Annotated in this window: 17 protein-coding genes; 10 read left to right on the top strand and 7 right to left on the bottom strand. The window is 68.8% G+C overall.

The genetic code is table 11. From position 1 onward, the window contains the following. The first annotated feature begins 7 nt into the window (after positions 1–7). A complete protein-coding gene (gene nrdR / locus M8859_RS00570; RefSeq protein ID WP_067808939.1) occupies positions 8–478 on the top strand; it encodes a transcriptional regulator NrdR in 471 nt (156 codons plus the stop codon). A gap of 1 nt (position 479) precedes the next feature. Here nrdR and hrpA read toward each other — a convergent pair whose 3' ends face one another. After that, on the bottom strand, positions 480–4,622 hold the full coding sequence (gene hrpA, locus M8859_RS00565) for an ATP-dependent RNA helicase HrpA (protein WP_249643596.1): 4,143 nt from the start codon (positions 4,620–4,622) through the stop codon (positions 480–482). A gap of 307 nt (positions 4,623–4,929) precedes the next feature. Between hrpA and M8859_RS00560 the strand changes: the two genes are divergently transcribed. From M8859_RS00560 to M8859_RS00545, 4 genes are all read left to right on the top strand, one after another. Continuing rightward, complete coding sequence (locus M8859_RS00560) at positions 4,930–6,159, top strand: aminotransferase family protein (protein ID WP_195070519.1); 1,230 nt, start codon at positions 4,930–4,932, stop codon at positions 6,157–6,159. Positions 6,160–6,359: 200 nt separating this feature from the next. Then, complete coding sequence (locus M8859_RS00555; RefSeq protein WP_159919580.1) at positions 6,360–7,043, top strand: DUF5134 domain-containing protein; 684 nt, start codon at positions 6,360–6,362, stop codon at positions 7,041–7,043. Positions 7,044–7,100: 57 nt separating this feature from the next. Next, complete coding sequence (gene sigK, locus M8859_RS00550; protein WP_223513058.1) at positions 7,101–7,787, top strand: ECF RNA polymerase sigma factor SigK; 687 nt, start codon at positions 7,101–7,103, stop codon at positions 7,785–7,787. Beyond that, positions 7,780–8,511 (top strand): anti-sigma factor, encoded by a 732-nt coding sequence (locus M8859_RS00545; RefSeq protein ID WP_159919576.1) that lies wholly within the window; start codon positions 7,780–7,782, stop codon positions 8,509–8,511. Before sigK ends, M8859_RS00545 begins: the two co-directional genes overlap by 8 nt. A gap of 7 nt (positions 8,512–8,518) precedes the next feature. Here the strand turns inward: M8859_RS00545 and M8859_RS00540 are convergent, their stop codons facing one another. The 3 genes from M8859_RS00540 to M8859_RS00530 form a co-directional block, all read right to left on the bottom strand. After that, positions 8,519–9,193: a PhzF family phenazine biosynthesis protein gene (locus tag M8859_RS00540; RefSeq protein WP_159919574.1), complete on the bottom strand. Its 675-nt coding sequence runs from the start codon at positions 9,191–9,193 to the stop codon at positions 8,519–8,521. A gap of 108 nt (positions 9,194–9,301) precedes the next feature. Then, a complete protein-coding gene (gene ahpD, locus M8859_RS00535) occupies positions 9,302–9,841 on the bottom strand; it encodes an alkylhydroperoxidase, AhpD family (protein WP_195070521.1) in 540 nt (179 codons plus the stop codon). Positions 9,842–9,934: 93 nt separating this feature from the next. After that, complete coding sequence (locus M8859_RS00530; protein WP_159919570.1) at positions 9,935–10,522, bottom strand: peroxiredoxin; 588 nt, start codon at positions 10,520–10,522, stop codon at positions 9,935–9,937. A gap of 179 nt (positions 10,523–10,701) precedes the next feature. Between M8859_RS00530 and M8859_RS00525 the strand changes: the two genes are divergently transcribed. The 5 genes from M8859_RS00525 (at position 10,702) to M8859_RS00505 (ending at position 13,803) form a co-directional block, all read left to right on the top strand. Then, positions 10,702–11,610, top strand: coding sequence for a hydrogen peroxide-inducible genes activator (locus M8859_RS00525; RefSeq protein WP_195070522.1), 909 nt, complete (start codon positions 10,702–10,704; stop codon positions 11,608–11,610). A 50-nt stretch (positions 11,611–11,660) separates the two neighbouring features. Next, positions 11,661–12,149 carry a gamma-glutamylcyclotransferase family protein gene (locus tag M8859_RS00520; RefSeq protein ID WP_249643595.1) on the top strand — a complete coding sequence of 163 codons (489 nt, stop codon included), beginning with the start codon at positions 11,661–11,663 and terminating at the stop codon, positions 12,147–12,149. Positions 12,150–12,195: 46 nt separating this feature from the next. Then, positions 12,196–12,786, top strand: a complete 591-nt coding sequence (locus tag M8859_RS00515) for a TetR/AcrR family transcriptional regulator (protein ID WP_195070523.1) — start codon at positions 12,196–12,198, stop codon at positions 12,784–12,786. Between the two features lie 76 nt (positions 12,787–12,862). Next, entirely contained in the window at positions 12,863–13,597 is a 735-nt protein-coding gene (locus tag M8859_RS00510) for an SDR family NAD(P)-dependent oxidoreductase (protein ID WP_195070524.1), read from the top strand. Positions 13,598–13,605: 8 nt separating this feature from the next. Beyond that, a complete protein-coding gene (locus M8859_RS00505; protein WP_223513090.1) occupies positions 13,606–13,803 on the top strand; it encodes a tautomerase family protein in 198 nt (65 codons plus the stop codon). Between the two features lie 101 nt (positions 13,804–13,904). On the opposite strand, the gene speD is transcribed toward M8859_RS00505, so the two are convergent. The 3 genes from speD to M8859_RS00490 form a co-directional block, all read right to left on the bottom strand. Next, positions 13,905–15,107: an adenosylmethionine decarboxylase gene (gene speD, locus M8859_RS00500; protein WP_159919562.1), complete on the bottom strand. Its 1,203-nt coding sequence runs from the start codon at positions 15,105–15,107 to the stop codon at positions 13,905–13,907. A gap of 8 nt (positions 15,108–15,115) precedes the next feature. Continuing rightward, positions 15,116–16,231: a type III PLP-dependent enzyme gene (locus M8859_RS00495; RefSeq protein ID WP_159919560.1), complete on the bottom strand. Its 1,116-nt coding sequence runs from the start codon at positions 16,229–16,231 to the stop codon at positions 15,116–15,118. Positions 16,232–16,393: 162 nt separating this feature from the next. Then, positions 16,394–18,892: a DEAD/DEAH box helicase gene (locus M8859_RS00490; RefSeq protein WP_159919558.1), complete on the bottom strand. Its 2,499-nt coding sequence runs from the start codon at positions 18,890–18,892 to the stop codon at positions 16,394–16,396. Between the last annotated feature and the right edge of the window lie 48 nt (positions 18,893–18,940).

The raw sequence follows: 18,940 nt of genomic DNA, 5'->3' as shown, positions 1-18,940 counted from the left end.
TTCTCGGATGCATTGCCCGTACTGCCGACACCCCGACTCGCGGGTGGTGGACTCGCGCGAGGCCGACGAAGGCGCGGCCATCCGCCGTCGCCGCGCGTGCCCGCAGTGTGGGCGGCGATTCACCACGGTGGAGACCGCCATCCTGTCGGTGGTCAAGCGTAGCGGCGTCACCGAGCCGTTCAGTCGCGAGAAGGTCATCCGTGGTGTGCGCCGGGCATGCCAAGGTCGTGAAGTCGACGACGACGCGCTGAACCTGCTCGCGCAGCAGGTGGAAGACGCGGTGCGCGCCAAGGGATCTCCGGAGGTGCCCAGCCACGAGGTGGGCTTGGCCATCCTCGGCCCCCTGCGCGACCTGGACGAGGTGGCCTACCTGCGGTTCGCCTCGGTGTACCGGTCGTTCACCTCGGCCGAGGACTTCGAACGCGAGATCCGCGAGATGCGCCGAGCGCGCGCCGAGGCCTTGTCGGCCGCCGACTGACTCAGCGCCGGACCGCGGCGATCGCCTTCTCGATGCGCTTGGCGGACACCGGAAACGGGGTGCCGATCTTCTGTGCGAACAGGCTGACGCGGAACTCCTCGATCATCCACCAGATCTCGGTGACCGGGGGCGCATGTCTGCGGTTCTCCGGTAGCGACCCGAGCAAGCGGTCGTAGGCGGCCAGCACCCGATCGAGTTCGGCCATGCCTTGCCGATCGCGAACGGCCGAGCCGGGCAACGCCTCCAGCCGCGCCACCGCGGCCTGGAGATAGCGGGGTAGCTCGCGCAGCCTGGCCGCGCCGGTTTCGGACACGAAACCGCGGAACACCAGATTGTCGAGCTGGTGGCGGACGTCCTCGGCGATATCGCCCTCGCTCGTCCGCGCGAGCGCGACCGAAACCTGGTGAGCGCCGGCGAGAATCGGCACGACCGAGCGCACGAAACGAGCGACGGCGGAGGCGAAATCGGGACGGATCCGGGCGACGAGCGCGTCGAACTCCGCCGGGTCGCGCACCGGTCCGCCCGCCGCGGTGAGCAGCTCGTCGGCGGCGGCCGCGCGGCAATCGTCGAGCAGCGCCTCCAGCGAGCCGTACGGATTCTGGCTCAGGGCAAGACGATCCGCGGGCGAGAGGCCCGCGGTGGCGGTGCGGGCCGACACGGGCAGCGCGTGCAGCAGCAGCGCCCTGGTGCCGAGGCGCATCGCGGCGGCCTGCTCCGTGGCGGAGCTGAGCACCCGGACCGCGACGCCGTCGCCTTCGGCGACGAGTGCGGGGTACCCGGTGACGGTCTGCCCGGCGACCTCGCGCCGCACCGTCGGCGCGAGCGTGCCGAGCGATTCGGAGGTCCACACCGTGGCCGGCGGGCGTTCCACGCCCGCGGTTGCCCGGGCGACCGACGCGGAGACCTGCTCGGCGAGTTGGGTTTTCAGCGCGCCGAGGCTCTTGCCACGCGCGAGTGTGGCGCCGTCGCTGTCGACGGCCGCGAAGGTCATGCGCAGATGATCGGGCAGCGCGGAGACGTCGAAGTCGGTGGGGGCGATCGAGACCGAACCCAGCTTGGACAGCTCGCGCGCCAGTCCGGCGCGCAACGGCTCCGCGCGCGGGGTCAGCGCCGCCAAGGCGGCTGCGGCGAAGTCGGGGGCGGGAACCACGCTGCGGCGCAACGTCTTCGGCAACGTCTTGATCAGCGCGGCGGCCAGCTCGTCGCGCATGCCCGGCACCAGCCAGTCGAAGCCGACGGCGCGGACGTGCGCGAGCTGTTCCACCGGGATCCGCACGGTGACGCCGTCGTCCTCGTTGCCCGGCTCGAACTGGTAGGAAAGCGGGAAACTGAGCTCGCCCTGGCGCCAGGAGTCGGGGAAGGCTGCCGGATCCAGCGCGGCCGCACCCTCGTTGACCACGGTGGCGGTGGAGAAATCCAGCAGCTCGGGGTTTTCCCGTCGCGCGCTGCGCCACCAGCTGTCGAAATGACGCACCGAGACGATGTCGGCGGGCAGGCGCTTGTCGTAGAACTCGAACAGCACCTCGTCGTCGACCAGGATGTCCCGGCGGCGGGCGCGATGCTCGAGGTCGGCGACGTCCTCGAGCAGTGCGCGATTGCGGTGGAAGAACTCGTGGCGCGTCTGCCACTCGCCCTGCACCAGCGCATGCCGGATGAACAGCTCGCGCGACAACTCGGCGTCGATCCGGCCGTAGTCCACCGGCCTGCCGGTGACCAGCGGGATCCCGTACAACGTGACCCGTTCGTAGGCCCGCGCCGCACCCCGCTTGGCCGACCAGTGCGGTTCGGAGTAGATGCGTTTGACGAGGTCGCCGGCGAGTCGTTCGGCCCACTCGGGCTCGACCTTCGCGGCCATCCGGCCCCACAGCCGCGAGGTCTCGACCAGTTCGGCGGCCATCACCCAGCGGGGCGGCTTCTTCGCCAGCGACGAACCGGGGAAGATCATGAACTTGGCGTTGCGCGCGCCGAGGAATTCCCGGGACTCCGCCTCCCTGACGCCGATGTGCGACAGCATGCCCGCCAGCAGCGCCTGGTGAATGGCGGTGGAATCCCAGGGAAGTCCGTCGTCCGCGGCCGCCGAGTCGGTGGCGGATCCGTCCCGTCCGGTGTCGGACCGCCCGTCGTCCCGGCCGCGCGTGGACCGGCCCCGGCGTGATCTGCCGCCGGACTTGCGCTCCGGTGCCGCCGCGGCGTCTCGGGCCGGTCGCGCGGGAGCGGCAGGGGCTGAGGCGGGGGCTGAGGCCTCTTCTCGGGTCGACCATCCGAGGCCTTTGGTGATCGTGCGCAGCTGCCCGTGCAGGTCCTGCCACTCCCGGATCCGCAGGTAGTGCAGAAACTCCTCCCGGCACAGACGCCGGAACTGGTTGGACGACAAGGACTTGCGCTGCTCACCGAGGTAGTCCCACAGCCGCAGGTAGGCCAGGAAGTCGGAGCCGTCGACGGTGAAGCGCGCGTGTTTGGTGTCGGCTGCCTGCTGCTGGTCCGCGGGCCGCTCCCGGACATCCTGGATCGACAGCGCCGCGACGATGACGAGGACGTCGGCCAGGCAACCGTTGCGCTGGGCCTGCACCAGCATCCGCGCCATCCGGGGATCGACCGGCAGCTGAGCCATCTCGCGGCCGATGGGGGTCAGCGACAGAGCGGCCTCGTCGTCGCCACTGGTGCGTGCGGCGGATTTGCCGTCCCGCCGCGCGAGTGCGCCGAGTTCTTCGAGCAGGGCGATGCCGTCGCGGATGGCCCGGCGATCCGGCGCCTCCACGAACGGGAAGTTCTCGATGTCACCGAGGCCGAGCGCGGTCATCTGCAGGATGACCGCGGCCAGGTTGGTGCGCAGGATCTCGGGTTCGGTGAAGGCGGGCCGTGATTCGAAATCGTCCTCGGAATACAGCCGGATGCAGATGCCGTCGGCGACGCGGCCGCAGCGTCCCGATCGCTGCCGCGCCGACGCCTGGGAGACCGGTTCGATCGGCAATCGCTGCACTTTGGTGCGCATGGAATAACGCGAGATGCGCGCTGTGCCCGGGTCGACGACGTACCGGATGCCGGGCACCGTCAGCGAGGTCTCCGCGACGTTCGTCGCCAGCACCACTCTGCGCCCGGTATGCGGGGCGAACACGCGGTGCTGCTCGGCGGTGGACAGCCGGGCGTACAGGGGAAGGATCTCGGTGCGCGGCAGCTTCAGGTCGCGCAGCGCGTCGGCGGTGTCGCGGATCTCGCGTTCGCCGGACAGGAACACCAGCACGTCGCCGTCGCCCGCGGCGAACAACTCGGTCACCGCGTCACCGATCGCGTCCACCGGATCGCGGTCGACGACGCGGGTGTCCTCGTCGTCTTCGTCTTCGGCGGCGCCGGGAAGCTCCAGGGCGAGCGGCCGGTAGCGGATCTCCACCGGGTACGAGCGGCCGGAGACTTCGACGATCGGGGCTGGGGTGCCTTTCTCGTCGGCGAAATGCCGGGCGAACAGCTCGGGATCGATGGTCGCCGAGGTGATGATCACCTTGAGGTCGGGCCGGCGGGGGAGCAGTTGCTCGAGGTAGCCGAGCAGGAAGTCGATATTGAGACTGCGCTCGTGCGCCTCATCGATGATGATCGTGTCGTAACGGCGCAGCAGCCGGTCGCGCTGGATCTCGGCGAGCAGGATGCCGTCGGTCATCAGCTTGACCAAAGTGCGCTCGGAGGCGTGATCGGTGAACCGCACCGTGTAGCCGACGACATCGCCGAGCTCGGTGCCCAGTTCTTCGGCGATGCGTTCGGCCACGGTGCGCGCGGCCAGCCTGCGCGGCTGGGTGTGCCCGATGGCGCCGCGGATGCCACGGCCGAGTTCGAGGCAGATCTTCGGTATCTGGGTGGTCTTGCCCGAGCCGGTCTCGCCGGCGACGATCACCACTTGATGCTCGGCGATGGCCGCGGCGATGTCCTCGCGGCGGACGGTGACCGGTAGTTGCTCCGGATAGCGGATCTCCGGCACCGCCGCGCGCCGCGCCTCGACGCGCGATTCGGCGGCTGCGATCTCGGCTTCCACCTCGGCCAGGTCGCCACCGCGCGCCCGGTCGAGCCTGCGCCGCAGCCGGTGTTCGTCGCGGAGGGAGAGGTTCGCCAGGCGGGTGCGAAGGTCGCGGGAATCGGGGGCGGCTGTCCTGGTCATTGCATCGACCAGCCTAGCGAAACCCGGCAACGGGTTATTCCGCCAGGCGGTACGGCTGGTAACCGAGTGCGAGCTGCGGGCGTGCGTCCGCTTCGGCGACGTCCGCCGACACGCCAGGATCGGCCTGGGAACGACGGGCGTGCGTACGCTCCGGCGACGTCCGCACGCGAGGATCGGCCGAGGACGGCGGATGCCCGCTCGGCAGGGCGGGCGGCAGTCCGGCGCGGTCCGGAGCCCATGGTGGCGTTCGGCCGATCGGCGCCGCGCGGGGCTGGATCGGGATCCGGAAACCGGCAAAGGTGGAGACATGAACGCGCTATGGCATGGCTTTGCCGACATGGGTGCCGTCGAGCGGGACGGTGCGTTCGTGGTCGCTCGCGGGGAGGGCGCCTACATCTTCGACCGAGCGGGCAATCGCTACCTGGACGCGACCGCCGGCCTGTGGTTCGCCAACGTGGGCCACGGGCGCGGCGAGATCGCCGACGCGGTGGCCGCCCAGCTGCGCTCCATCGCGCACTACTCCAACTTCGGTGACATCACCGAGCCTGCCACCCAGGAACTCGCCGAGCGGCTCGCCGGGCTGGCCCCGGTGCCGGGCAGCAAGATCTTCTTCACCTCGGGCGGCTCCGACTCCGTCGACACCGCGGCCAAGCTCGCCCGCCGCTACTGGCACGAACTCGGGCAGCCGGGCAAGACGATCGTGGTCGGGCGGCGGATGGCGTATCACGGCATGCACGTGGCGGGCACCGCGCTGGCGGGCATCCCCGGCAACCGCGAAGGTTACGGCGAGCTGATGCCCGCGGCGCGGACCGTCGCGTGGGACGACGCGAAAGCCCTCCTCGCCCTGGTCGAGGACCTCGGCGCGGAGCGGATCGCCGCGTTCTTCTGCGAACCCGTCATCGGTGCGGGTGGAGTGTTCCCGCCGCCGCAGGGCTACCTCGCCGAGGTGCGCCGCATCTGCCGCGACCACGACATCCTCTTCGTCGCCGACGAAGTGGTGACCGGTTTCGGCCGCATCGGCGGAGCGTGGTTCGCCTCGTCGCGTTTCGCGCTGGAACCCGACCTGATGACCACCGCGAAGGGACTGACCTCCGGCTATCTCCCGATGGGCGCGGTCTTCGCCGCCCCGCACGTGGCGGCGCCGTTCTTCGCGGGCGGCGTCTGGTGGCGGCACGGCTATACCTACGGCGGTCACGCCGGCGCCGCGGCCGCCGCGTTGGCGAACCTCGACATCATCGAGCGCGAAGGCCTGCTCGAAGCCGCCCTGCGCCTGGAGTCCAGCCTGCATGAACAGCTGTCGGTGCTCGCCGAGCACCCGAGGGTCGCCGAGGTGCGCAGTGGGCTCGGTGCTGTCGCGGCTGTCCAGCTGGCCGACCCCGCCGAAGGGTTGTCGTTGGTGAAAGCCCTGCGTGAGCAAGGCATCTCGGGCCGCGCCGCGGGCCAAGGCGCCATGCAGATCTCCCCGGCGTTCGTCATGACCGACGATCAGGTCACCGAACTCGTCGAGGGATTCATCCGCGCGTTGAACGAGGTCTGATCCGCTGCCTTGCCTCACCATCCACGCAGGAACAGCCCGGCGAAAGAACCGGCTCGCCCGACGGGTGTGAACCGCTGATCGGTCGCTGCGGCTTTGCTTCTGGGCCGTGCGGCGCAATCGAAAAGGGCACCCTAACTCGTCTCGGAATGCGAGCATAGAAGTGCGACGACTGTGGTCGCCGTGCTGAGAGGTGGTGGGGTGTGGCGCAGTTCGTGCAGGAGTATGCCGTATTGCGGTGGGTTGTGGTGTCCGCGTTCGTGGTCGCCGCGGTGCTCGTGCTGTCCCGGGTGCTGGCTCCGGCGACGCCGTCGGCCGATCCCGCCGACGCATGCACCGAAACCTCTGTGGCTGGCGATATTTCGGTCGAGCACTCCGAGTCCGACGCCGCGCACCTGGTGATGTGCCTGGTCATGCTCGGTATGCTGCTGTTTCCCTCGGGGGCGAGCCCGCACGCGTTGCGTGGTGTGCTGACGGCGATGACCGTGGTCTTCGCCGGACTGCTGCTGATTCGCGCTGCGGAGTACGCCACACAGGGCAGGCCCCTGCCGATCGATCGGTTGGTTCCGCTCGGTTACCACATCGTGGCCGCCGCGGCGATGCTGTACGCGATGTCCGGCCATACGGCCTCCGGCCACGCGGGCGGACCGGCCGCAGGCCCCGCGCTCGGCCTTGCCGCGCTGTTCCTCCTGGACGCCCTCTTGGTCGCCTTCGCCGCCTGGACCGGCTGGGCGCACACGCATGTGCCGGGGCCGCTGGGGTTGCTGGCGCGTTCCAGCGGATGCGTCGCGGCGCTCACCGGTCCCGCGAAACCGTGGGCTGCGGTGCCGCACGTGGTGATGGACGCGGGCACCGCCTACATGCTGGTCACCATGATTTCGAGCTGACCAATCCGGTCCCCTCCTCATACCGAACCCCTGTCTATGCAGGCACGGGATTCGGCCATGAGCGACGAACACGGTTCTGCTTCACCCCGCCGATTCGTCGATCGGACACGCACGCGAGAGGACTCCGAGGACCCGGCGCTCGGGTGCCCGTTGCCGAGCGGCTACGACCGGTCGCGGGCCGCCCTCGCGCGCCGCGAACTCGTGGCGTTGCTCGCAGCGGCGGGCGCGGGGGATCGTGGCGCGTTCACCGAGTTCTACCAGTTGACCAGCCCGCGGGTGTTCGGGCTGACGGTGCGGATCCTGCGCAGTCACGCCGCCGCGGAAGAGGTGACCCAGGAGGTCTACCTCCAGGTGTGGTCGATGGCCGACCGCTACGACGCCACGCTGGCCAGTCCGGTCGGCTGGCTGATGATGCTCGCGCATCGGCGCGCGGTGGACCGGGTTCGCGCGGAGAGTTCGGCCACCAGCCGCGACCTGGTCTACGCGCACGAGCATCTGGGACGCGCTCACGATGTCGTCGCCGAATCGGTCACCCAGCGCATCGAAGAACAACAGGTGGCCGGCTGCCTGGAGACCTTGACCCCCACCCAGCGCGAAGCGATCGCCTTGGCCTACTACAGCGGGCGCACCTACCGCGAGGTCGCCGATTATCTCTCGGTACCGCTGCCTACCATCAAGACCCGCATTCGGGACGGGTTGAAACGATTGGAGAAGTGTTTGTCCGGAGGACATACCGATGGTTGACACCTCGCCGCGATCGGACGCGGACCTCCTGGATCTGGCCTACCCGTGCGCGCTGGACGCGGTCGCCGATATCGAACGCAGGCATATCGATGCCCGGTTGGCGGCCGCGGACCCGGACGTGCGGCAGGCGTTCTCCGACACCGTGTGGCAGGTGCGCGACATCATGGGGCGCCTGGCGGTGCTCGACGAACTCGCGCCGCCGCCGGAGCTGGAACGCCGCATCCTGGCCGCACTGCCCGACGAGCGGACGGGTCGATCGATCACGCGGATCTCGTCGTGGCGGCGGCCGCTGCGCTGGGCGGTGCCGATCGCGGCCGCCGCATGCGTGGTGATCGGTGGAAGTGTGATGACCGCTCAGCTCACCGGACCGTCGTCGAACCCGGCCGCCGCCGATCAGGCGCCCGTGCGACCGGATGTGCGGACGGTGGACGGATCGTTCGCGGGCGGCGGTCGGCTCGTGGTCGACGCCGCGCCCGCGCTCGGGCGGGCGGTCGTCGTGTTCGACCAGGTCGCGCCGCCGCCGGTGGGGCAGGTGTATCAGGTGTGGCTGATCGGCGCCGACGGGCAGGCCCGCTCGGCCGGGGTGCTCGGCGACGTGCCGTCGACCGCCCGGCCGTTCGTCACCGGTTTCCGGTCGGGCGAAGTGCTCGCGGTGACCGTCGAACCGGACGGCGGCTCGCAGGCGCCCAGCGGCGATCCGCTCGTGGGTGTCACGCTGCCGTGAGCCGGGGCTAGATCTCCACCGGTTGGTCGGCGACGACTCGGCCACCCAGATGCACCCAGCCGTCGGAGTCCCATCGGGTGAAGATCTGCGAGCCTTTGCCCTGGGTGATGACCAGGCCTTTGCGCAGCAGCGCCGTCAATGCCACGGCTGCGGCTCCGGTCGCCTCGTCCTCGGAGATACCCATGGTCGGGGCGAACATCCGTGATCGCATGGCGGCGCGGTGTTCGTCCGTCCATGCCCATAGGTAGTGCGGGCCGCCGGAGAACTCGTCCGGACGCAGTGCGGCCAGTTCCTCGGCGTCCTCCAGCTGATGGAAGGTGAACGGGGGCGCCCATTCGCCGCGAGCGGCGATCCAGGTCAATCCCTCGGTGAGTTCCACGGCCACCGGACCGGCAGGGACATCCAGGGTCCGCACCGGGATGCCCTGAGAGGCGAACCACCACGCGGTCCCCACCGAAGGGTGCCCCGCGAACGGAAGCTCCACGGCGGGGGTGTAGATCCGCAGCGCGACGGTGCCGTCCACCGGCTCCTCGACCACCACGGTCTCGCTGTAGCCTGCCTTGGCCGCCAGCGCCTGCCGATCGGCTGCCACCACGTCGGCCGCCCGCGCGATACCCAGCTCGTTCCCGAACCGCCCGGCAGCGTCGGTGAACACTCGCACCACATCAACCTGTGTGCTCATGCTGGTCGAGCCTACTCGGCTGCCGCGGCCGCGAGCTGTCGTCCAGGCCACATCGGGAACACGGGAGAGGCCCCTGCCGCAGGGCAGGGGCCTCTCTTGGCGGCGAAATCAGATCGTGGCCGCGCTGAGGGCCTCGGTCGACTGCACCGCCTGGCTGACACCGGCCACGATGGCGGCGGCGCGCAGCGATTCGAAGATCACTTCGCGAGAAACGCCCGCCTCGCGCAGGGTGTGTTCGTGTGCCTCGAGGCAGTGCGCGCAGCCGTTGATCGAGGAGACCGCGAACGACCACAGTTCGAAATCGGCCTTGTCGACGCCCGGTGTGCCGATGATCTGCATGCGCAGCCCGGCCCGCAGGTCGTCGTAGCGGCCGCCGAGGAACGCCTTGCCCCGGTAGAACACGTTGTTCATGCCCATGATCGAGGCAGCGCCGAGCGCGGCGTTGTACGCCTCCGCCGACAGGACGTCGGCGGCTTCCTCGGCGATCTCGCGCAGCGTGGTCGTCGACCGGGTCGCGGCCGCCGACGCCAGCAGGGTGCCCCACAGCTGCTGTTCGTTCAGCACGGTGGTGCGCGCGATGGATGACAGGTTGAGCTTGAGGTCCTTGGCGTACTCGGGAAGGGAGTTCTTCAGGTTCTCAATGCTCATTCGGCGATTCCTCTACTCGAATCGGTCCCGTGGGACCAGGTCGGTTCTCGTTGATGGGTGAAGTACCCCGGAAGTTCGGGTACGGGAAGGGTTTCAGACGCTGGCGGCCAGGAGCTCGGCGGCGTTGATGGTGGGGTCGCCCTTCTTCCAGTTGCAGGCGCACAGCTCGTCGGACTGCAGCGCGTCCAGCACGCGCAGCACCTCGTCGACATTGCGGCCCACGGAACCCGCGGTGACCGAGACGAACTGGATCTCGTTGTTCGGGTCGACGATGAAGGTGGCGCGGTCGGCGACGCCGTCGGCGTTGAGCACGCCCGTGGCCGTGGCCAGTTCGCGCTTGAGGTCCGACAGGATCGGGAAGGGGAGGGTCTTGAGGTCCTCGTGCTGAGCGCGCCACTGGAAGTGCACGAACTCGTTGTCCACCGACGCGCCGAGCACCTGGGCGTCGCGGTCGGCGAACTCGTCGTTCAACTTGCCGAACGCGGCGATCTCCGTCGGGCACACGAAGGTGAAGTCCTTGGGCCAGAAGAAGATGATCCGCCACTTGCCCGCGTGGTCGTCACTGGTGATCCGGGTGAAGTAGTCGTCGGGCTGCTGAGCGTCGACCTTCGACAGATCACCGCCGATGACCGCGGTGAGGTTGTATGCCGGGAATTGGTCGCCAATGGTCAGCAGGGCCATGCTCATCTCCTCGTCATGTTGGTTTGCTAGCTGTGTTCTGCGGTCTTGCGGGATCTTTGCGGTGACTCGAGCTACCGCCTCGAAACCCGGCACTCACACCGCAGGGGAAAAGCTCACCGGCGATCTTGCCGAAGGGTTGGTAAAAGGTAAAGGTGATCAGTCGCACTACACTGATAGGCGTGACTGATCAGACTTATCAGCCCACCCTGTCACAGCTGCGTGCGTTCGTGGCGATCGCGGAATATCGCCACTTCGGCACCGCGGCCGCCCGCCTCGGTGTGAGTCAGCCCACGTTATCGCAGGCGCTCGCGGCCTTGGAACACGGGCTCGGGCTACAGCTGATCGAACGAAGCACCAGGCGTGTGCTCGTGACCGCCGCCGGGATGCGGTTGCTGCCCAAGGCGATGGCGACGCTGGAGGCCGCCGACCGCTTCGTCGCGTCGGCGACCGGCGGCGGCCTCGGCGGCACCTTGCGGATGGGCATCATCCCGACCATCGCCCCGTATGTGCTGCCCGGGTTGCTGCCCGAACTGCGCAAGCGGCTGCCCGACCTGCGCCCGCAGATCATCGAGGATCAGACCGCCCGGCTGCTGGACGGGCTGCGCACCGGTGTGCTGGACGTCGCGCTGCTGGCGGTGCCCACCGAGATGCCCGGCCTGGTCGAGATCCCGCTCTACACCGAGGAATTCGTACTGGTCACACCGCGCGGTCACGAGCTGGCCGGGCGCAGCGACCTCGCGGCGTCGGTGCTGGACGCCCAGCCGCTGCTGTTGCTGGACGAGGGGCACTGCCTGCGCGATCAGACCCTGGAGGCATGCCGCTCGGCCGACGCGCACCCGGCCACCGTCGGCGACACCAGAGCCGCGTCGCTGTCGACCGTGGTGCAATGCGTCGCGGGCGGCCTCGGCGTGACCCTGATTCCGCAGATGGCCGTGGCGGCCGAAACCGCTCGCGGCACACTGGATGTCGCCCACTTCTCCGCGCCCGCTCCCGGCCGCACCGTCGGTCTGGTCTTCCGCACCTCCAGTGCTCGCGCCGACGATTACGAGTATCTGGCCGCTATCGTTCGTGCCCAGCGGCCGATGTAGGTGTGCCGAGCGAGCGCGGCGCGCATCGTGGATGTGGGAGGAGAGGCGAGGTGGAATCGGCGGCGTCGGGAGAAGGCAGGCTCGGCAATCTGTTCGGGTCGGGCCATGCGCTGTTCGTCTATGGCACTCTCCAGTTCCCGCAAGTCCTGCAGGCTCTGCTCGGGCGAGTGCCGTCACTCGAACCGGCTCAGCTGACCGGTTGGCGCGCCGCCGCGCTGCCGCGGCGGATCTATCCCGGACTGGTCGCCGCGGCACAGGGCGTCGCCCGTGGCGCCGTGCTCAGTGGTCTCACCGCCGAAGAGTGGATGGTCCTCGACGCGTTCGAAGACGACGAGTACGACCTGCGCCGAGTGCGCGTAGACGACCGGAGCGCTCCGGTGTGGACCTATGTCTGGACCGTCGCGGCGGATCCTGCGGATTGGCAACGAGAACGGTTCGCCGCGGAGCATCTCGCAGACTTCACCGCTCGCTCCGCGCGCTGGCGCCAGGATCCCGCGAGCTTCTCGGGTGCCCTGGGTCCCGGATGGTCGAGGCCCTGACGCGCCTGGGTTGCTATTTCAAGACGACCGGTCGTATATTGCTGGCATGGCGCGACCTCGACGCAGCGAAGACACCCGGCGGCTTCTGGTCGAAGAGGGTGCCACGGGGTTCTTGACCACCGGCTACCACGGCACGGGGATCAAACAGATACTGGACAAGGTGGGTGTGCCGAAGGGCTCCTTCTACAACTACTTCGACAGCAAGGAGGAATTCGGTCGCGCGATCATCGAGCATCACTCCTTGTGTGTGCAGCGCAATCTGACCGAGGCGTTCGCCGCCGCGCCGGACCCGGTCAGTGGCCTGCGGGGCTTCTTCGAGCGGCTGATGGACGATTTCGTCGCGGCCGAGTTCACCGGCGGTTGCCTGATCGCGAACCTCGGTGGCGAGCTCGAAGGTAGTGAGCTCCTCCGGGAATCGCTGTCGGCGGCATGGGGCGCTTGGCGTGATCGCGTCGCCGAGCAACTCGCGCACGGGCAGCGCCTCGGCCTGATCCGCTCCGACATCGAGGCGGTCGAACTGGCTGACCTGCTGCTCGAATCGTGGGAGGGAGCGGTGATCAGAATGAAGATCGATCGCACCCCCACGCCCCTGCGCAAGTGCCTGGATCGCCTGCTCGGCGACTATTTCCTGCCCTGATTCGACGGCGTCGTACCCCTCCGGCCTCTTCGTCCTCATTCGGAGACGACCGGTCGTATCGAACTGAAGGGAAGATATGAACAAGACGGTGATGGTGACCGGTTCCTCCAGCGGAATCGGTCGCGATATCGCACGGGCGTTCGTGGAACGCGGCGACAATGTCGTGATCAACGGGCGCGACGAGCAGAAGCTGGCGCGGGTCGCCGCCGAACTGGGTGTGCCGGATCGAGTCGCCGCGGTGCCGGGCGATATCGGCGAGCTCACGATCGGAGCGGCTCTGGTCCGCGTGGCCGTCGAGCGGTTCGGCGGCGTGGATGTGCTGGTCAACAACGCCGGCATCTTCGGAGCCAAACCATTCGTGGACGTCACCGAGGAGGATCTGGACGGCTATCTCAACGGAAACCTCAAGGGCACCTACTTCACCACGCAGGCCGTCGTGCGGCGGTTCCTGACGCAGGCGAGGGGCGGCAGCATCGTGAACATCGGCACGGTGCTGATCGACCACGCCCTCGCCGGTCTGCCCGCCTCGGCGGCCCTGGTCAGCAAGGGTGGCGTACACGCGCTGACCACCGGCCTCGCCGCGGAACTCGCCGCCTACGGCATCCGGGTCAACGCGGTCGCCCCCGGGATCATCCGCACGCCGCTGTTCGGCGACGGTGACGAGCAGGCCTCCGGCAGGCTCGCGCTGTTGAACCGCATCGGCGAAGTCGCCGAAACCACCTCCGCCGTGCTGTATCTCGCCGACGCGGAGTTCACCACCGGACACATCCTGCCCGTCGACGGCGGGTTCATCTCGGGAAGGGCAGCCTAGTGCCATACGTGAACATCAAAGTCACCGACGAGGGCGTGACCCGCGAGCAGAAGGCGCGGCTGATCGAGGGCGTCACCGATCTGCTGCACGACGTGCTGGGCAAAGCGCCGGCGAGCACCTACGTGGTGATCGACGAGGTCGCGCTGTCGAACTGGGGCGTCGGCGGGGTCGACGTCGAGCGATGGCGCGAGCAGCAGCGCGCCTGAACTGATCCGGCCGCTGTTGGCGGTGGACCCGGCGGCTGTGACGGGGTGACGAACGCCGGAAGCGCCGGTTCCGATCGGAACCGGCGCGTACGGCGGTCTCTCTACACCCGCAGTGCGTGCGGTTCGATCGCGCCGCGCACCAGCGCCCGCGCGTCGATGGTCTCGGGTTTGTAGGGCAGCTGCGCAAGGCGATCGGTCATGCTCTCGACCGGGTCGTCGACCGATTCCACCATGCCGAACAGGAACGACCATTCGTGCTCGTCGCTGCCGTAGTGCACGACGGTGCCGAACTGCTCGTGGAAACGCTGCCACGAACGCTTCAGGGTCTCGTTGCGCCACATCGTCGCGCAACCGGCCTGGGCGCTCAGCACACCGCCGGGCGCGAGCAGCGCACGACATCGGGACAGGAACTCCGCCTCGTAGAGCCGGTTGTGCTGCGCGTCCTCGACGCGCTCGTCCGGCAGATCGATCACGATGACGTCGTAGCGGGTGCCCGCCTGCGCGGCCGTGGCCAGGAAGTCCCAGCCGTCGGCGTAGTGCACCCTGATCGGTCCCTCGCCTGCGACCGCGGCGGCCAGCTCGTCGCTGGAGTAGCCGTAGGGCAGGTGCCGGGCGCACAGCTCGACCTCGAGCTGGTCGATGTCGACGTGGTCGACGTGGGTCGCGCCGGCGGCGACCGACATCTGACTGGCCACGCCCTCCCCGGAGCCGATGACGAGCACTCTGTCCAGCTTCTGGGCCAGCACGAAGGCGGGGACCATCATCGCCTCGTGGTAGGTGAGCTGGGAGAACTCGGTTGACTGGCGGTCGTCGTCGGAGAACAGGCTGATGCCCTGCTCGGTCCGCGCGATGACCATGTGCTGGAACGGGGTGTGGGTGTCGACGATCACCTCGTGCAGGTCCCAGATGCGGGTCAGGCCCGCACCCACCGGTTCCTCGATCCGCTGGCTGCCGTGCCCCCGGCGAATGACCTGCATGCGGACGTTTTCGGGAGCCAGGGCATCGCGCAGCAGCTCGACCGCCTTCGAGGCGCCCGCGCCGATGCTGCCGCAGGTGAAGACGTCGACGAAGATGTCGCCGGACTCCGGATAGGTGTGAATCGAGGCGTGGGACTCCGACAACAGCGCGAGGACGGTCACCCCCTGCGGTTCGAACTTCTTGTGTACGACATCGCAGATGGTGACGCCCGCCGCGATCAGAGACTCACGCAACGCCGATTCGAGTCGTTCGAGATCGTCGCAGAGGGCTGCGTCGACACCACCGAACTCGGCCAGCACATGCCAACCGGTGAATTCCGCCGTCATGGGCAAACTCACTCTCGCTCAGCGCCCGAGACATGAACGGTCAAGGGCGGAAAACCATTGAATGACACCGACGAATAGCTCGCGGTATAGGCACCGGTGTCGAGGATTCGAACGCGATCACCGGCTCGCAACGTGGTCGGTAGGAGGACTCGCGTGCGTTGATACAGTACATCGTCGCCGTCGCAGGTCGGACCGGCCACCACCGCCTCGTCGACGGGGTCGCCGTCCCGGTCGGTGACGAACCGGTAGGCGATGTACTCGTTCTCGGTCTCGGCCATACCGTTGTAGCGGCCGATGTCGAGATACACCCAGCGCCGTCCGTCCGGCGCGGTGCGGACGCCGACGACCTCGGCGTGGATCGTGCCCGCCGAACCGACCAGCGCCCGGCCCGGTTCGACGACCAATCCGGTATTCCCGGAAAGGAATTCGGTCGCCGCGTGTTTGATCACGGCGGCGATCTCGGTCGGCGCGGGCGCCGGGTCGGCGTAGGAGATCGGCAGCCCGCCGCCGATGTTCACCCAGCTGACTTGAATGTCTTTGTCCGCCAATGCTTCCACGATCCGCCCCGCCTGTTCGATGCCGATCCGCCACGCGGTGGGATCCAGTTGCTGGGAGCCGACGTGGAAGTACGGCCCGGCGACGACGAGCCCGAGATCCCGCGCCCGGACCAGTAGCCGGAACGCCTCACCCGGGGTGCAGCCGAACTTCGTGCCGAACGGTGTGCGCGACTCCGGCGCCGAGGCGAGGAAGCGGCACTCCACCTCGGAGCCGGGTGCGTGCTCCGCGATGCGCAGCAGGTCGTCCTCGGTGTCGAACGCGAAGCGACGCACCCCTTGGGCATGAGCCAGGGCGATGTGGGCGGCTTTCTTGATCGGGTTGCCGTAGCACAAGCGCTCCGGCGCCACACCCAGCCCGAGGCACAGGTCGATCTCGCCGATGCTGGCCACGTCGAATTCCGCGCCTTCCTCGTCGAGCAGGCGCACGATCTCCGGCACCGGGCTCGCCTTCACGGCGAAACGGATCCTCGTCGGCGCGCCCGTGTCGGCGGACAGGGCGGCAGCGAGCGCGCGGTAATTCTGGCGAACACGCTCCGGATGGATGACAAGGTACGGCGATTCGGGCATAGTTGATCTTTCGCTTGGCAGCGGGGGAGAGAGTATCAGCGGCCCGTACCCAGAAACGAATCCGTCGAAACCTGGGTTCGCCACGCGGTCGCGCACCCCCGTCCTCCTGGCGCGACGGAGCTACTGACCTGCGTGGATGCGGGACCGATGGCCGATGCGGGCTCAGCCGGCGGACACGGTGACGTCGTCGAAGACGACCTCGCCCGCGGCATCGGACTCGGCGAGGTCGACCACCGCGTCGATCGACCAGCCGTGGTCGCCCGCCGGGTCGTCCAGCACCTGCCGGACCTGCCAGAAACCGGGTCTTCGTTCCACCTGGAACAGCTGCGGACCCCTGGCGTCGGGCCCCGTGCCGATCCGCTCGTATTCCGCGTAATAGTCGGCGAACGCCTGCGCCCAATCCGGGCCCGGAGCGAGCTCGGCCAGCTCCTCCCAGCGCCGCAACGCGGCGAGTTCGACGCGGCGGAACATCGCGTTGCGGACCATCACCCGGAACGCGCGCTCGTTGGCGGAGATCGGACGTACCGTTTCGGCGCCGAAGGCGATCTGATCGGCGTCGGTCTCCGCACCCGGGTTGGTCAGTTGCTCCCACTCGTCGAGCAGGCTCGAATCCACTTGGCGGACAAGCTCTCCGAGCCATTCGGTGATGTCGTCGAGCTCCTCGGTGCGCGCCGACTCCGGCACCGTGCGCCGTAGCGCGCGGTAGGCGTCGGCGAGGTAGCGCAGCACCACGCCCTCGGAGCGGGCCAGTTCGTAGAAGGAGATCAGCTCCGCGAAGGTCATGGCGCGCTCGATCATGTCGCGCACCACCGACTTCGGCGCGGGCGCGAACTCCGACACCCACGGGTGCCCGGCGCGGTAGGTCTCGTACGCAGGCTCGATCAGCTCGGCCAGCGGCTTGGGCCAGGTCACCTCTTCGAGCAGTTCCATCCGCTCGTCGTAGTCGATGCCGTCGGCCTTCATTTCCGCGATGGCCTCGCCGCGCGCCTTGTGCTGCTGGGCCATCAGCAGTTGACGCGGATCCTCCAACGTGGATTCGATGAGCGACACCACGTCGAGGGTATAACTCGGAGATTCTTTGTCCAGCAGTTCCAGCGCGGCCAGCGCGAACGGCGACAGCGGCTGGTCGAGGGCGAAGTCGCGCTGCAGGTCGACGGTCAAGCGGGCGCGGCGGCCCTGGGCGTCCGGTTCCGGAAGCTGCTGCACCACCCCGGCATCGCGCAGTGCGCGATAGAGGCGGATGGCGCGCAGGATGTGCCTGCGCTGGGCAGGTCGCGGCTCGTGGTTGTCCTCCAGCAGGTGGCGCATGGCGGTGAAGCAGTTGCCCGGCCTGGCGATCACGTTCAGCAGCATGGCGTTGGTGACCGTGAATCGCGACACCATCGGCTCCGGTTGCGCGGTGACCAAACGATCGAAGGTCTCCTCGCTCCAGGAGACGAAACCCTCCGGCGGTTTGCGACGCTGCACCTTGCGCTGTTTCTTGGGGTCGTCGCCCGCCTTGGCCAGCAACCGGGTGTTCTCCACCTCGTGTTCGGGCGCTTGCACGACGACGGTGCCCATCGTGTCGTATCCCGCCCGCCCCGCCCGGCCCGCGATCTGATGGAACTCTCGCGCCTTGAGCCTGCGGGTGCGCACGCCGTCGAACTTGGTCAGTCCGGTCAGCAGCACCGTGCGGATGGGCACGTTGATCCCGACGCCGAGGGTGTCGGTGCCGCACACCACCTTCAACAGGCCGTCCTGAGCCAGGCGCTCCACCAAGCGCCGGTACTTCGGCAGCATGCCCGCGTGATGCACGCCGATACCGTGCCGGATCAGCCGGGACAGGGTCTTGCCGAACCCCGCCGCGAAACGGAACTCGCCCAGCGCTGCGGCGATCGCGTCCTTCTCGGCCCGCGTCGCGAAGTTCACGCTCGTGAGCGCCTGCGCGCGCTCGAGCGCGGCGGCCTGGGTGAAGTGCACGACGTACACCGGAGCCTGGTGGGTGGTGACCAGCTCCTCGAGAGTCTCGGTGATCGGAGTGCGGGCATAGGAGAAGCTCAGCGGCACGGGGCGCTCGGTGCCCGCGACGATCGCGGTGGAGCGGTCGGTGCGGCGTTCCAGGTCGCGTGCGAAGAAGTCGACCTCGCCGAGCGTGGCCGACATGAGCAGGAACTGGGCGCGCGACAGTTCCAGCAACGGGACCTGCCACGCCCAGCCGCGATCGGGGTCGGCGTAGAAGTGGAATTCGTCCATCACGACTTGGCCGACGTCGGCGGCCGCGCCTTCGCGCAGCGCCAGATTGGCCAGGATCTCCGCGGTCGCGCAGATGATCGGCGCATCCGGATTCACCGCGGCGTCGCCGGTGACCATACCGACGCGGTCGGCTCCGAACACCTCGCACAGGGCGAAGAATTTCTCGCTCACCAGCGCCTTGATCGGCGCGGTGTAGTACGTGCGCAGCCCCTGGGTGAGGGCGAACAGATGCGCCCCGACCGCGACGAGCGACTTTCCGGAACCGGTCGGGGTGGCGAGGATGACGTTGGATCCGGAAGCCAGCTCGAGCAGCGCCTCGTCCTGCGCCGGGTAGAGCGGGGTGCCCTGCTCGGCGGCCCACATCCCGAACGACTCGTAGAGCGCGTCGGCGTCGGTCCCCGGGATGTCGAGCAGTTCGGTCAGATCCACTCCGACCACCCTACGGCCTCGCTATCGGGCACGCGTGCAGGGGCGATC

It is taken from the genome of Nocardia sputi, from assembly GCF_023501985.1.
This window is presented reverse-complemented; position numbering and strand designations above follow the sequence as displayed.